Source organism: Sinorhizobium americanum, assembly GCF_001651855.1.
In the GTDB taxonomy this organism is placed as follows: domain Bacteria; phylum Pseudomonadota; class Alphaproteobacteria; order Rhizobiales; family Rhizobiaceae; genus Sinorhizobium; species Sinorhizobium americanum.
On record NZ_LNQC01000052.1, the window covers coordinates 35,842 to 50,377 of the forward strand.

Annotated in this window: 7 protein-coding genes; 5 read left to right on the forward strand and 2 right to left on the reverse strand. The window is 62.5% G+C overall.

Annotation, left to right across the window (positions count from 1 at the left end):
* Positions 1-402 precede the first annotated feature (402 nt).
* Positions 403-1,338, forward strand: a complete 936-nt coding sequence (locus tag ATC00_RS13640) for a transglycosylase SLT domain-containing protein (RefSeq protein ID WP_082912321.1) — start codon at positions 403-405, stop codon at positions 1,336-1,338.
* 81 nt (positions 1,339-1,419) lie between these two features.
* Here ATC00_RS13640 and gyrA read toward each other — a convergent pair whose 3' ends face one another.
* The gene (gyrA, locus tag ATC00_RS13645) at positions 1,420-4,203 is read right to left on the reverse strand and encodes a DNA gyrase subunit A (RefSeq protein ID WP_064253194.1); all 2,784 of its coding nucleotides are present in this window, start codon (positions 4,201-4,203) and stop codon (positions 1,420-1,422) included.
* A gap of 306 nt (positions 4,204-4,509) precedes the next feature.
* Here gyrA and ATC00_RS13655 point away from each other — a divergent pair, with 306 nt between their 5' ends.
* Positions 4,510-5,157, forward strand: a complete 648-nt coding sequence (locus ATC00_RS13655) for a MarC family protein (protein ID WP_037383455.1) — start codon at positions 4,510-4,512, stop codon at positions 5,155-5,157.
* A gap of 151 nt (positions 5,158-5,308) precedes the next feature.
* On the opposite strand, the gene ATC00_RS13660 is transcribed toward ATC00_RS13655, so the two are convergent.
* Entirely contained in the window at positions 5,309-5,824 is a 516-nt protein-coding gene (locus ATC00_RS13660; RefSeq protein WP_037383458.1) for a single-stranded DNA-binding protein, read from the reverse strand.
* 283 nt (positions 5,825-6,107) lie between these two features.
* Here ATC00_RS13660 and uvrA point away from each other — a divergent pair, with 283 nt between their 5' ends.
* The 3 genes from uvrA to ATC00_RS13675 all read left to right on the forward strand — a co-directional run bounded on the left by uvrA (position 6,108) and on the right by ATC00_RS13675 (position 14,477).
* Complete coding sequence (gene uvrA, locus ATC00_RS13665; RefSeq protein WP_064253234.1) at positions 6,108-9,029, forward strand: excinuclease ABC subunit UvrA; 2,922 nt, start codon at positions 6,108-6,110, stop codon at positions 9,027-9,029.
* A 167-nt stretch (positions 9,030-9,196) separates the two neighbouring features.
* Positions 9,197-10,000 carry a DUF72 domain-containing protein gene (locus ATC00_RS13670; RefSeq protein WP_064253235.1) on the forward strand — a complete coding sequence of 268 codons (804 nt, stop codon included), beginning with the start codon at positions 9,197-9,199 and terminating at the stop codon, positions 9,998-10,000.
* A gap of 691 nt (positions 10,001-10,691) precedes the next feature.
* A complete protein-coding gene (locus ATC00_RS13675) occupies positions 10,692-14,477 on the forward strand; it encodes a vitamin B12-dependent ribonucleotide reductase (RefSeq protein WP_064253195.1) in 3,786 nt (1,261 codons plus the stop codon).
* The last annotated feature ends 59 nt before the right edge of the window (positions 14,478-14,536 follow it).

Genomic DNA, 14,536 nt, shown 5'->3' on the forward strand with positions numbered 1-14,536 from the left:
CTTCACAACTACAAGGGCCCAAGTTTTCTTGTGGCCCTCTTTTTTTGCTCGCAAACTCGCACAGCCATCAGTTGCGAAAATCTGCGGCGGTGCCATTGAACGCCCGCAAGGCACTCCCCATATAGTTTTCAGTTGGTGCATCTGGCGGCTTCCTCCTCCCCGGCCGCCGCATCAGCTGTTCCCCTCTGGAGGTTATGAAACCTTCACAACTGACAGGGCCCAAGTTCGCTTGCGGCCCTCTTTTTTTGCCGCCGCCATGAGAAAGTTGCCCTAGGTCGTCTGGCGCGTCTGAGCAGTTTCTTGCCTTCGGCGAAAATGCTATTGATGGCCACTCGTTCATCGCCGAGGAGCCATATGGTCAGACCGAGCAGAGCGGGCCGGTGCCACATCTGGGGTAACCGAATGGGACGTCTGGCGCGTGCTGCCGGGGCCGGCTTGGCGCTGTACCTGTCCGCAGCCGCCTTGGCCGATGTGACCGAGGCTCGGACCGACGCGCCGGTCACCGCGCGAAAGTGCCTTTACTCCGGCGTCTCTGCGGCAAATCCATCAATCCCGCTCTGTATCACCCGTGAGAACTTCGCGCGGGACGTCTGCAGCATCATCGAGCATTTTGCGGATGCGAACGCCCTGCCGGCGCCGTTTTTCGCTCGGCTGATCTGGCGCGAAAGCCTGTTCCAGCCGGACGCCGTCAGCCCGAAAGGCGCCGAGGGCATTGCGCAATTCATGCCGGGAACGGCGAAGCTGCGCGGTCTCACCAACAGTTTCGACGCCGTCGCTGCGCTCGCCAAATCCGCCGAATATTTGAGCGAACTCAAGCTCCGCTACGGCAATCTCGGTTTCGCGGCCGCCGCCTACAATGCCGGAGAGGCGGGCCTCGAACGGTTTCTCGAGATCGACTGGCTGCCCTATGAGACGCGCGAGTACGTCCTGGCGATCACCGCCCACGCGGTGGAGGACTGGCGCGACAACCCGCCGAAATCGCTCGATCTCGCGCTCGACAAGGACAAGAGCTTCCTGGACGGCTGTGTCGCGCTCGCCAACAGCCGCCGGCTACGGGAAATCGTCGTTGTGGACGAGGCTCCCTGGGCGCCCTGGGGCGTTCAACTCGCTGCCCACCAGAGGAAAACCATTGCGCACCGCTTGTTCCTGAACGCCGTCAAAAGACTGCCGGCGCCGATCAACGGCGAAAAGGCGCTCCTGATGCGCGAGCGCAACGGCAGCTTCGGAGGCAGAACGCGTTATGCAGCCCGCATCGGCCGCCAGACGCGAAGCGAGGCGGACAAGCTCTGCACGACGATACGCCGCAGCGGCGGCGCCTGCATCGTCTTCAAGAACTGACGCCGCGCTGTCGTCCAGACCATGTCTCAACGACAAAGAGCCCGCCATATGGCGGGCTCTTTTCTGTGTAGCGAGAGAGGCTCACTCGTCGGCGTTGGCCGGCGGCTCGGCGACGATGGCCTCGCCGGCCGTGACGATCTCCTCGATCTCATCGTCGCCTTCCGGCTCGCTGATCCGTTCGACTGACACAACCTTCTCGTCCTTGGCGGTCGAAAAGATCGTAACGCCCTTGGTCGCCCGGCTTGCCAGCCGGATGCCGTCAACCGGCACGCGGATGAGCTGTCCGCCGTCGGAGACCAGCATGATCTGGTCGTTGTGCTGGACCGGGAAGGCCGCAACGAGTTCGCCGATTTCCGCAGTCTTGGAGGTATCGGTGGCACGGATGCCCTTGCCGCCCCGGCCGGAGGTGCGGAAGTCGTAGGACGAGGAGCGTTTGCCGAAGCCTCTTTCCGATACCGTCAATACGAATTGCTCGCGCCCCTTCAGTTCTTCGTAGCGCTCGTTGGAGAGTTCGCCGCCATTGGTGACCTCCTCGCCGACCAGCACGATCTCCTCGTCCTCGCCGGTTGCGGCGCGGCGTTCGGCCGCCGACCGTCTCAGATAGGCCGCCCGCTCCCACGGCTCGGCTTCGACGTGAGCGAGGATCGCCATAGAGATGATCCGGTCGCCGTCGGCGAGCGAAATGCCGCGAACGCCGATCGAGTTGCGGCCTGCGAAGACACGGACATCGGAGACCGCGAAACGAATGCATTGCCCGCAGGCCGTCGTCAGCACCACGTCGTCGAATTCCGTGCAGGTATCGACGGAGAGGATCTCGTCACCCTCCTCCTCGAGCTTCATCGCGATCTTGCCGTTGCGGTTGACCTGGACGAAGTCGGAAAGTTTGTTGCGGCGAACGGTGCCCCGTGTCGTCGAGAACATTACGTCCAGGTTCTCCCAGGTCGTTTCGTCCTCGGGCAGCGGCATGATCGTCGTGATTCGTTCGCCGGGTTCGAGCGGCAGCATGTTGATCAGCGCCTTGCCGCGGGACTGCGGCGTGCCGATCGGCAAGCGCCAGACCTTTTCCTTGTAGACGATGCCGCGCGAGGAGAAGAACAGCACCGGCGTGTGGGTGTTCGCGACGAATAGCCGGGTAACGAAATCTTCGTCGCGAGTCGCCATGCCGGAGCGGCCCTTGCCGCCACGGCGCTGTGCCCGGTAGGTCGTCAGCGGCACGCGCTTGATGTAGCCAAGGTGGGAGACGGTGACGACCATGTCCTCCCGGGCGATCAGATCCTCATCGTCCATATCCGGACCGCCATCGGCGATCTCGGTGCGGCGCGGTGTGCCGAACTCGTCGCGGACTGCCGCGAGCTCGTCCTTGACGATCTGCATGATGCGCAGCCGCGAAGAGAGGATTTCCAGATAGTCGCGGATCTCCTCGCCTATCTTGTTGAGTTCGTCGCCGATTTCGTCGCGACCAAGTGCGGTCAGGCGCTGCAGGCGCAGATCGAGAATCGCACGGGCCTGCTCTTCCGAGAGGTTGTAGGTGCCGTCGTCGTTGATGCGGTGGCGGGGATCGTCGATCAGCCGGATCAGCGCATCGACGTCATGGGCCGGCCAGCGGCGCTCCATCAATTGTTCGCGGGCGGTCTGCGGATCCGGCGCGTGGCGGATGAGCTTGATCACCTCGTCGATGTTGGCCACGGCGATGGCAAGGCCGACCAAGACATGCGCGCGCTCGCGGGCTTTGCGCAACAGGAACTTCGTTCTCCGGCTAACGACCTCCTCGCGGAAGGAGACGAAAGCGCGCAGCATGTCGAGCAGCGTCAGCTGCTCGGGCTTGCCGCCGTTCAGCGCCACCATGTTGCAGCCGAAGGAGGTCTGCAGCGGCGTGTAGCGATAGAGCTGGTTGAGGATCACCTCGGCATTGGCATCGCGCTTCAACTCGATGACGACGCGATATCCCTGGCGGTCCGACTCGTCGCGGAGATCGGAAATGCCCTCGATGCGCTTGTCGCGCACCAGTTCGGCCATCTTCTCGATCATCGTCGCCTTGTTCACCTGATAGGGAATCTCGGTGATAATGATCTGCTCGCGATCGCCGCGCATCGGCTCGACATGGGCGCGGCCGCGCATGATGACCGAGCCGCGACCCGTCTCATAGGCCTGGCGAATGCCGGCGCGACCGAGGATCAGCGCCCCGGTCGGAAAGTCGGGGCCTGGAATGATCTGCATCAGTTCCGGCAGTTCGAGTGCCGGGTCGTCGATCAGCGCGATGCAGCCATTGATGACTTCGCTCAGATTGTGCGGCGGAATGTTGGTCGCCATGCCGACGGCGATGCCGCCCGCGCCGTTGACGAGCAGGTTCGGAAATTTCGCCGGAACGACGACCGGCTCCTGCAAGGTGCCGTCGTAATTGTCGCGGAAATCGACAGTTTCCTTGTCGAGGTCATCGAGCAGCGAATGGGCCGCCTTCTGCAGCCGGCATTCGGTATAGCGCTCGGCCGCCGGCGGATCGCCGTCCACCGAACCGAAATTGCCCTGGCCGTCGATCAGCGGCAGGCGGAGCGACCAGTCTTGCGCCATGCGCGCCAGCGCGTCGTAGATCGCCATGTTGCCGTGCGGATGGTATTTACCCATCACGTCACCGGTGACGCGGGCGCATTTGACGTATTTCTTGTTCCAATCGATGCCGAGTTCGCTCATCCCGTAGAGGATGCGGCGGTGAACGGGTTTCAGGCCGTCACGCACATCGGGCAGCGCGCGGGAAACGATCACGCTCATGGCGTAATCGAGATAGGACCGCTGCATTTCCTCTATGATGGAAATCGGCTCGATGCCTGGCGGAGTTTTTCCGCCGCCGGGAGTGCTTTGCTCAGTCAATGTCGATCACGATCTTTGTTCAGAATCAGTCAGTTCTTATAGCCGAATGCAGCTTCAAGCGCCAATTTTGGCCAATGGTTTTGAACAGTCTTTTGCCGCCGGAACGGGCTTTTCTAGGGCAGGCATCGATAATTCGGAAGGCCTTCTCCGCAAGCCTCGAATGCATCCGGCTTTCCTTCGCGTGAAGCCGGTTTAGGCTATCGCGTAGCGCTTGGCTAGCCGGCCCTTCCCAAGCGGTCATCGGTTGCCTAAGAATGCAGCGCCGTACCGGGAAAAGACCCGGAGGGCGATCCGGAGGGGGAACGGATGTTCAATGTCGATCTGTTGATCAATGCGCTGACGACGCTGCTCGTCACGCTCGACCCGCCGGGTCTTGCGCCCATTTTCCTGAGCCTGACGGTCGGCCTGAGCCGGCAGGAGCGTTTTCAGGTCGCGACCCGCGGCTCGTTGATCGCCTTTTTCATCCTCGCCGCCTTTGCCCTCTTCGGTGATGGCATTCTCGGCCTGCTCGGCATCTCGATCGGCGCTTTCCGCATCGCGGGCGGCCTGCTGCTCTTCTGGATTTCCTTCGAGATGATCTTCGAACGACGCCAGGAGAGAAAGGAAAAGACCGGAGAAACGGCGGTGACCAAAGACCACATCCACAATATCGCTGTCTTCCCCCTCGCCCTGCCGCTGATCGCCGGGCCCGGGGCGATTTCGGCGACGATCCTGCTCGGCAGTTCCTTTCCCTCGGTCCTCGAGCGCGTCCAACTTCTCGTCGTCATCGCCGCCTCGATGGCATCGCTCTTCCTGGCGCTGGTGATCGCCGACCGGATCGACCGTTTCCTGGGAGTCACCGGTCGGGCGATTCTCACCCGCCTTCTCGGCGTAATCCTGGCGGCGCTCGCCGTTCAGTTCGTCATCGACGGCGTGCGCTCCGCCTTTCAAATTCCGGTTCAGAGCCTGGGCTGAAAACACAACGGCCCGCAACTGCAAATCGACTTCGATTTCAGGACAAAGACATGCAGCATTTCAAAGTGCTACAGCGACCTTTGCGCGTCTGATAAGACGCGCGGCGCTGTAGAGGCGGGCCGGACCTGTTTCGATCGAGGACGCTGACCGATCAGAACGGAATGTCGTCGTCGAGATCGCGTGAGAAATTGCCGCCGCCCTGGTTCGGCTGGCCGCCGGAGCGGCCGCCGCCCGACGATTGGCGTGGCTGGTCGTAATCCTCGTAACCGCCGCCGCCGTAATCGCTGCCGCCGCGACCGGCCCCACCGCCTTCACCGCGGCCATCGAGCATCGTCAGCGTCGCGTTGAAGCCCTGCAGCACGATCTCGGTCGTGTAGCGGTCGTTGCCGTTCTGGTCCTGCCATTTGCGGGTCTGCAACTGGCCTTCGATGTAGAGCTTGGCGCCCTTCTTTACATATTGCTCGACCACCTTGCAGAGGCCTTCGCTGAAGACGACGACATTGTGCCATTCCGTCTTCTCGCGGCGCTCGCCCGAATTCCGGTCGCGCCAGGTCTCCGATGTCGCAATCCGGAGGTTGGCGATCGGCCGGCCGTCCTGCGTGCGCCGGATTTCCGGGTCGGCCCCGACATTTCCGATCAAGATCACCTTGTTGACGCTACCAGCCATATCGCTTTTCCCGTGTTTTCACCGAACCGCCGGCCCGGCTTTCAAATGCCTCAAGAGCGCGCATCTTAGCGGTGAGCCGCCGCCGATACGCCCCGCATCCTACATAATCCACAGCTCATTTGGCAGGCCGCGGCTCATGTTTGTTCTTTTTTTGTTCTAATATTCCCGTATTATCCTGTCAACCGAATCGCAATTGAGCCGCCTCTTTGCCGATTGCGCCTCGACATGGGCGTTCTCGTCATTACATAGGAGGCTTTCAACCGACATGCAAAACTGGCTTCCGATGAGCGAACTCAAGACCCTCTCCATTCGCGGCGCGCGCGAGCATAATCTCAAGGGCATCGACCTTGACCTGCCGCGCAACAAGCTGATCGTGATGACCGGCCTCTCGGGCTCCGGAAAATCCTCGCTCGCCTTCGACACCATCTATGCCGAGGGCCAGCGCCGCTATGTCGAGAGCCTGTCGGCCTATGCTCGGCAGTTCCTGGAAATGATGCAGAAGCCGGATGTAGACCAGATCGACGGACTGTCGCCGGCAATCTCGATCGAACAGAAGACGACATCCCGCAATCCGCGTTCGACGGTCGGCACGGTCACCGAGATCTATGACTATCTGCGCCTGCTCTTCGCACGCGTCGGCGTCCCGTATTCGCCAGCGACGGGCCTGCCGATCGAGAGCCAGACGGTCAGCCAGATGGTCGATCGCGTCCTGGAATTCGGCGAAGGCACGCGGCTCTACATCCTCGCGCCGCTCGTGCGCGGCCGCAAGGGCGAGTACAAGAAGGAACTCGCCGACCTGATGAAGAAGGGCTTCCAGCGCGTCAAGGTCGATGGCCAGTTCTACGAAATCGCCGACGTGCCGGCACTCGACAAGAAATACAAGCATGACATTGACGTCGTCGTCGACCGCGTCGTCGTGCGTCCCGACCTCGGCACCCGACTGGCCGACAGCCTCGAAACCTGCCTGACGCTCGCAGACGGCCTGGCGATCGCCGAATTCGCCGACAGGCCGCTGCCGCCGGAAGAGACGGCCGCCGGCGGTTCGGCCAACAAGTCGCTCAACGAGACGCATGAGCGCGTGCTGTTCTCGGAAAAATTCGCCTGCCCGGTCTCCGGCTTCACCATTCCGGAAGTTGAACCGCGGCTGTTCTCCTTCAACAATCCCTTCGGCGCCTGCACGACCTGTGACGGTCTCGGCAGCCAGCAGAAGATCGACGAGGCGCTGATCGTTCCCGAGCCGAACCGCACCCTGCGGGACGGCGCCATCGCCCCCTGGGCGAAATCGACCTCTCCCTATTACAACCAGACGCTCGAGGCGCTCGGCAAGGTCTTCGACTTCAAGCTCGGCAGTCGCTGGAGCGAGCTCTCCGAGGCTGCGCAAAAGGCGATCCTGCACGGCACCGACGAGAAGATCACCTTCCACTACCAGGACGGCGCCCGCTCCTACAACACGACGAAGACCTTCGAAGGCATCGTGCCGAACCTCGAGCGGCGCTGGAAGGAGACCGACAGTGCCTGGGCGCGTGAGGAGATCGAGCGCTTCATGTCGGCGGCCCCCTGCCCCGCCTGCGCCGGCTACCGGCTGAAACCGGAGGCGCTGGCGGTCAAGATCGACAGGCTTCATATCGGCGAGCTCACCGAGATGTCGATCCGCGCTGCCCGCGACTGGTTCGAAACGCTTCCTGAGCGGCTCAGCACCAAGCAGAACGAGATCGCCGTGCGCATCCTCAAGGAAATTCGCGAGCGGCTGCGCTTCCTGAACGATGTCGGCCTCGAATATCTGAGTCTCTCCCGCAATTCCGGCACGCTTTCCGGCGGCGAAAGCCAGCGCATCCGGCTTGCTTCGCAGATCGGCTCGGGGCTGACCGGCGTGCTCTACGTGCTCGACGAGCCGTCGATCGGCCTTCACCAGCGCGACAATGCCCGGCTGCTCGAGACGCTCCGGCATCTGCGCGACATCGGCAACACGGTCATCGTCGTCGAGCATGACGAGGATGCTATCCTGACGGCCGATCATGTGGTCGACATCGGCCCGGCGGCAGGCATTCACGGCGGCGAGATCGTCGCCGAGGGCGCGCCCGCCGATATCATGGCCAACCCGAAGTCGCTGACCGGCAAGTATCTTTCCGGCGAACTCTGCGTCGCGGTTCCGAGCGAACGGCGGAAGCCGAAAAAGAAGAAGGAAATCACCGTCGTAGGAGCGCGGGCTAACAATCTGAAGAATGTGACGGCATCGATCCCGCTCGGCGTCTTCACCGCCGTCACCGGCGTTTCGGGAGGCGGCAAGTCCACCTTCCTGATCGAGACGCTCTACAAGGCGGCCGCCCGCCGCGTCATGGGGGCGCGCGAAAATCCCGCTGATCACGACCGGATCGATGGCTTCGAGCATATCGACAAGGTGATCGATATCGACCAGTCGCCGATCGGCCGGACGCCGCGCTCCAACCCGGCTACCTATACCGGTGCCTTCACGCCGATTCGCGACTGGTTCGCCGGACTGCCGGAGGCGAAGACGCGCGGCTACCAGCCGGGCCGCTTCTCCTTCAACGTCAAGGGTGGGCGCTGCGAGGCCTGCCAGGGCGACGGCGTCATCAAGATCGAGATGCACTTCCTGCCCGACGTCTATGTCACCTGCGACGTCTGCCACGGCAAGCGCTACAACCGCGAAACGCTCGACGTGCATTTCAAGGGCAAGTCGATCGCCGACGTTCTCGACATGACGGTGGAGGAAGGCGTCGAATTCTTCGCGGCCGTTCCCGCCGTGCGTGACAAGCTGGTGACGCTGAACCAGGTCGGGCTCGGCTATATCAAGATCGGCCAGCAGGCGAACACGCTGTCGGGCGGCGAAGCGCAGCGCGTCAAGTTGGCCAAGGAACTGTCGAAGCGCTCGACCGGGCGCACGCTCTACATCCTTGACGAACCGACAACCGGCTTGCATTTCCATGACGTAGCCAAGCTTCTTGAAGTTCTGCACGAACTCGTCAACCAGGGCAATTCGGTGGTCGTGATCGAACACAACCTCGAGGTCATCAAGACCGCCGACTGGGTCATCGACTTCGGCCCGGAGGGCGGCGACGGCGGCGGCGAGGTTATCGCCAAGGGAACGCCGGAAGACGTGGTGAAGGAACCGCGCTCCTATACCGGGCAGTTCCTGAAGGAGCTGCTGGAGCGCCGGCCGGTGAGGAAGGTTGTGGCGGCTGAGTAATCGGCGGCGCGGATCCGGCCAGCGACGGTGGGCGGGCTGACCTGTTGGTCCTGACAACGGGTGGCGCTGCTTGTTCGCAGCCGCCATGGTTTGCGTGCCGGTTGCCGCGCGGGATCGGCTTATGGGGATGAGAAGCACGGGTGCGTTCGCGCCGCGAGGAGGAATTGATGGCAGAAACCGGAAAAATCCGCGTCGGCATTGGCGGCTGGAATTTCGAACCCTGGGAGGAGAGCTTCTATCCCTCCGACCTGCCGAAGAAGCGGCAGCTCGAATTCGCCGGCAAGGAACTGCGTGCCATCGAGGTCAACGGCACCTATTACAGCTCGCAGAAACCGGCGACCTTCGCCAAATGGGCATCGGAGGTTCCGGACGGTTTCATCTTCTCGCTGAAGGCCAGCCGCTATGTGACGAATCGCAAGGTCTTGGCTGAGGCCGGCGAATCCATGGAGCGTTTTCTGACGCAGGGTTTGACGGAGCTCGGCGACCGGCTCGGTCCCATACTGTGGCAGTTCGCGCCGACTAAAAAGTTCGATCCGGATGACTTCGAGGGCTTTCTGAAGCTGCTCCCGGAAAAGCAGGACGGCCTCAGGCTCCGCCACGTCGTCGAAGTCCGTCATCCTTCCTTCCAGGTGCCGGAATTTGTCGAGCTCCTCGATAAACACAAAGTGGCGGCGGTCCTCGCCGAGCACGAGGACTATCCGATGATCGCCGACGTCACCGCGGACTTCGTCTATACGCGGCTGCAGAAGGGCAGTGACGATATCCGGACCTGCTATGCGCCCGCCGGACTTGATCTCTGGGCAGAGAGGCTCAAGACCTTTGCCGCCGGCGGCGAGCCGGACGGACTGGAGAAGAGCGCGCCGGATCGAAAGGCCGACAAGGCGGCGCGCGACGTCTTTGCCTTCTTCATCAGCTCGGGCAAGGTGAATGCGCCGAATGGGGCGCGGGAACTGCAGAAGCGGGTGGACTGACGCGCCCGCAAGAGTGCCGGCGTCGCGCCCGCAGTGCCGCATTCAAGCGGTCCTACCGGACTTCGGACCCCAATTCGCGGCCACAACATGTAGTCAGCCGAATCACGAAGGCGTGCGCATCACATTCCACCACGATGCGCAATTGCTAGTAGCACCGCGGAGCGCAACCCACCTGTTTTTTTACCCGTGAAAACTTCGATTTTTTTGTCGCGTCGGCCAGCTGTTGCAAGCCGGCCACCCGAAGTCCCTGATTTTCAACGGATTGGTTGATGTCCCCGTTTTCCACAGTCGATCCACACAAGATATAGCGCTCAAAATTCCGTCACAAACCACCCCTTGACGCCCCAAGGCGATTCACGGTTAATGGATTTCACGTTGCGACGGCGGCGAACCGGAAATGAGAAGCCGGTTCATCTCCCTAAATCGTCGGTTCTGGCATGTGGTTGAAGCGGATGATGCCGCGCGGCCGCAGCGGGAATTCCTGCGCGATTTTTAGGGCGTCGAGACAGCATTAAGTCTGGCGTAAAGAACCTGTTAATACTATATTTAGTGTTTGCGGCCAGCATCACCACAAGATACTGGAGACCCAATTTGGGTTTCCTCTAGAGAACGGAAGCTGAAGCTGGCTGCGAGAGCTCGCGGCCGGGCGGGACAATTGCGCTCGGGGCGCATGGCAACAAAGGACGGGACAATGAAGATCGAACGTCGGTTCACGAAGGCAGGGCAGTCCGCCTATGCCGAGATAGAATTCCGCAAGGCGACGAGCGAGATCAAGAATCCGGACGGGTCGATCGTCTTCCGCCTCGCGGATATCGACGTGCCGGCGCAATTCTCCCAGGTCGCCGCCGACATTCTCGCGCAGAAATATTTCCGCAAGGCCGGCGTGCCCGCCAAGCTGAAGCGCGTCGAGGAGAACGACGTCCCCTCCTTCCTGTGGCGCTCGGTTCCCGACATGGAGGCTCTGAAGGCGCTGCCGAAGGACGAGCAGTACGGTTCCGAAACGGATGCCCGCCAGGTCTTCGATCGCCTCGCCGGCACCTGGGCCTATTGGGGCTGGAAGGGCGGCTACTTCGAAACGGAAGAAGACGCCAGCGCCTTCCGTGACGAGCTCGCCTACATGCTCGCCACCCAGCGCGTCGCGCCGAACTCGCCGCAATGGTTCAACACCGGCCTGCACTGGGCCTATGGCATCGACGGTCCCGGCCAGGGCCATTTCTATGTCGACCCCTTCACCGGCAAGCTGACGAAGTCGAAGTCGGCCTATGAGCACCCGCAGCCGCATGCCTGCTTCATCCAGTCGGTCGGCGACGACCTCGTCAACGAGGGTGGCATCATGGACCTCTGGGTGCGCGAGGCGCGCCTGTTCAAATATGGCTCCGGAACCGGCTCCAACTTCTCGCACCTGCGCGCGGAAGGCGAAAAGCTCTCCGGCGGCGGCAAGTCCTCGGGCCTGATGAGCTTCCTGAAGATCGGCGACCGCGCCGCCGGCGCCATCAAGTCGGGCGGCACGACGCGGCGCGCCGCCAAGATGGTGGTCGTCGATATCGACCATCCCGATATCGAGGAATACATCAACTGGAAGGTCAAGGAAGAGCAGAAGGTCGCGGCCCTCGTCACCGGCTCGAAAATCGTCGCCAAGCACCTGAAGGCGATCATGAAGGCCTGCGTCAATTGCGACGGCAGCGATGACGCCTGCTTCGATCCGAAGCAGAACCCGGCGCTGAAGCGTGAGATCCGCGCCGCCAAGCAGGCGCTGGTGCCGGAAAACTACGTCAAGCGCGTCATCCAGTTCGCCCGCCAGGGCTACAAGGACATCCAGTTCAAGACCTATGACACGGACTGGGATTCGGAAGCCTATCTGACCGTCTCCGGCCAGAACTCCAACAATTCCGTCTCGATCAAGGACGACTTCCTGCGCGCCGTCGAAGCCGATGGCGAATGGCAGCTGACGGCCCGCAAGGACGGCCGGGTGATGAAGACGCTGAAGGCCCGCGATCTCTGGGAGTCGATCTCCTACGCGGCCTGGGCCTCGGCCGATCCGGGCCTGCACTTCAACACGACGATGAACGACTGGCACACCTGCCCGGCGGCCGGCCCGATCCGCGCCTCCAACCCGTGCTCGGAATACATGTTCCTCGACGACACGGCCTGCAACCTCGCATCGCTCAACCTGATGCAGTTCAAGGATGCCGCCAGCAAGCGGATCAACATCGCCGACTACGAGCATGCCGTCCGCCTGTGGACGGTCGTTCTCGAAGTCTCGGTGATGATGGCGCAGTTCCCGTCGCGCGAAATTGCCGAGCTCTCCTATGAGTACCGGACGCTCGGCCTCGGCTATGCCAATATCGGCGGCCTGTTGATGTCCTCCGGCATCCCCTATGATTCGGCCGAAGGCCGCGCCATCGCCGGCGCGCTGACCGCCATCATGACTGGTGTCGCCTATGCGACCTCAGCGGAAATCTCGGCCAAGCTCGGCCCCTTCCCCGGCTTTGGGCCGAACCGCGACAACATGCTGCGCGTCATGCGCAACCACCGCCGCGCCGCCCATGGCGAGACCACGGGCTATGAAGGCCTGTCGGTCAACCCGGTCGCCCTCATCCACACCGATTGCCCGGACCAGGAGCTGATTGCGCACGCCAAGAGCGCCTGGGACAACGCCGTCGAACTCGGCGAAAAGCATGGCTACCGCAATGCCCAGGCGACCGTGATCGCGCCGACCGGCACGATCGGGCTCGTCATGGATTGCGACACCACCGGCATCGAACCCGATTTCGCGCTGGTCAAGTTCAAGAAGCTCGCCGGCGGCGGCTATTTCAAGATCATCAACCGTGCGGTGCCCGAGGCGCTGCGCACGCTTGGCTATTCGGAAAGCCAGATCGCCGAGATCGAGGCCTACGCGGTCGGCCACGGCAATCTCAACCAGGCGCCCGCCATCAACCCGGCGACGCTGAAGGCCAAGGGCTTCACCGACGAGAAGGTCGATGCCGTCAATGCGGCGCTGAAGTCGGCCTTCGACATCAAGTTCGTCTTCAACCAGTGGACGCTCGGCGCCGACTTTCTCAGGGGCACGCTGAAGGTCACCGACGAGCAGCTCGCCGCGATGGACTTCAACCTGCTCGAGCATCTCGGCTTTTCGAAGAAGGACATTGAAGCGGCGAACATCCATGTCTGCGGCGCGATGACGCTCGAGGGCGCGCCGTTCCTCAAGGCCGAGCACCTGCCGGTGTTCGATTGCGCCAATCCCTGCGGCAAGATCGGCAAGCGCTACCTTTCGGTCGAGAGCCATATCCGCATGATGGCGGCCGCCCAGCCGTTCATCTCGGGCGCGATCTCCAAGACGATCAACATGCCGAACGAGGCGACCGTCGAGGATTGCAAGAACGCCTACATGCTCTCCTGGAAGCTGGCACTGAAGGCCAACGCGCTCTACCGCGACGGCTCGAAGCTGTCGCAGCCGCTGAACGCCTCGCTAATCGAGGACGAGGAGGACGAAGAGGCGATCGAGGAGCTGCTGCAGGCGCCGGCCGCTGCGCAAGCGGTCGCCGTCACCGAGAAGATCGTCGAGCGGGTCATCGAAAAGGTGGTGCGCGCCCGCGAGAAACTGCCGAACCGCCGCCAGGGCTATACCCAGAAGGCGATCGTCGGCGGCCACAAGGTGTATCTCCGCACCGGCGAATTCGGCGACGGCCGCCTCGGCGAGATCTTCATCGACATGCACAAGGAAGGTGCTGCCTTCCGCGCGATGATGAACAACTTCGCCATCGCCATCTCGCTCGGCCTGCAATATGGCGTGCCGCTCGAGGAGTATGTGGAGGCCTTCACCTTCACTAAGTTCGAGCCGGCCGGCATGGTCCAGGGCAATGACGCGATCAAGAACGCCACGTCGATCCTCGACTACGTGTTCCGCGAACTCGCCGTCTCCTATCTCGGCCGTCACGACCTTGCCCATGTCGATACCTCCGACTTCAGCAACACGGCGCTCGGCCGCGGCATTCAGGAAGGCAAGACCAACCTCGTCTCGACCGGCTGGACCCGCGGCTACAAGCCGACGATCGTCGGCGGCTCCGGCGACCGCTCGGAGCCGAAGGGTGCCTCGACCGGCGCTCCCGCCCGCGCCTCAAGCGGCGCCACGGTGACCTCGATCAGCGGCAATGCCGTCCGCAAGCTGGAGCCGGCAACCGCCACCTCGGAAGTCGTCGCCTTCAAGCGCGACTATGAGGAGCGCGCCGCCGAGCTTGCCGAGGAGATCGCCGAGGAAGTCGAGCAGGAAGTGACCGCCCTCTTCTCCGACAAGGCCGCGGCGGAAGCCGCCTCCGCCAAGTCGGAAGCCAAGAAGGTCGAAGCCGAACGCCGCGCCCGGTCGATCATGCAGGGCTACACCGGCAACATGTGCTCCGAGTGCCAGAACTTCACGATGGTGCGGAATGGGACGTGCGAAAAGTGCGACACCTGCGGTGCGACGAGCGGGTGCAGCTAATAACGGTTAGTTGCTGCTACTACCACTACCACCACCACTAAAGGTGCACAAAAAGGGTC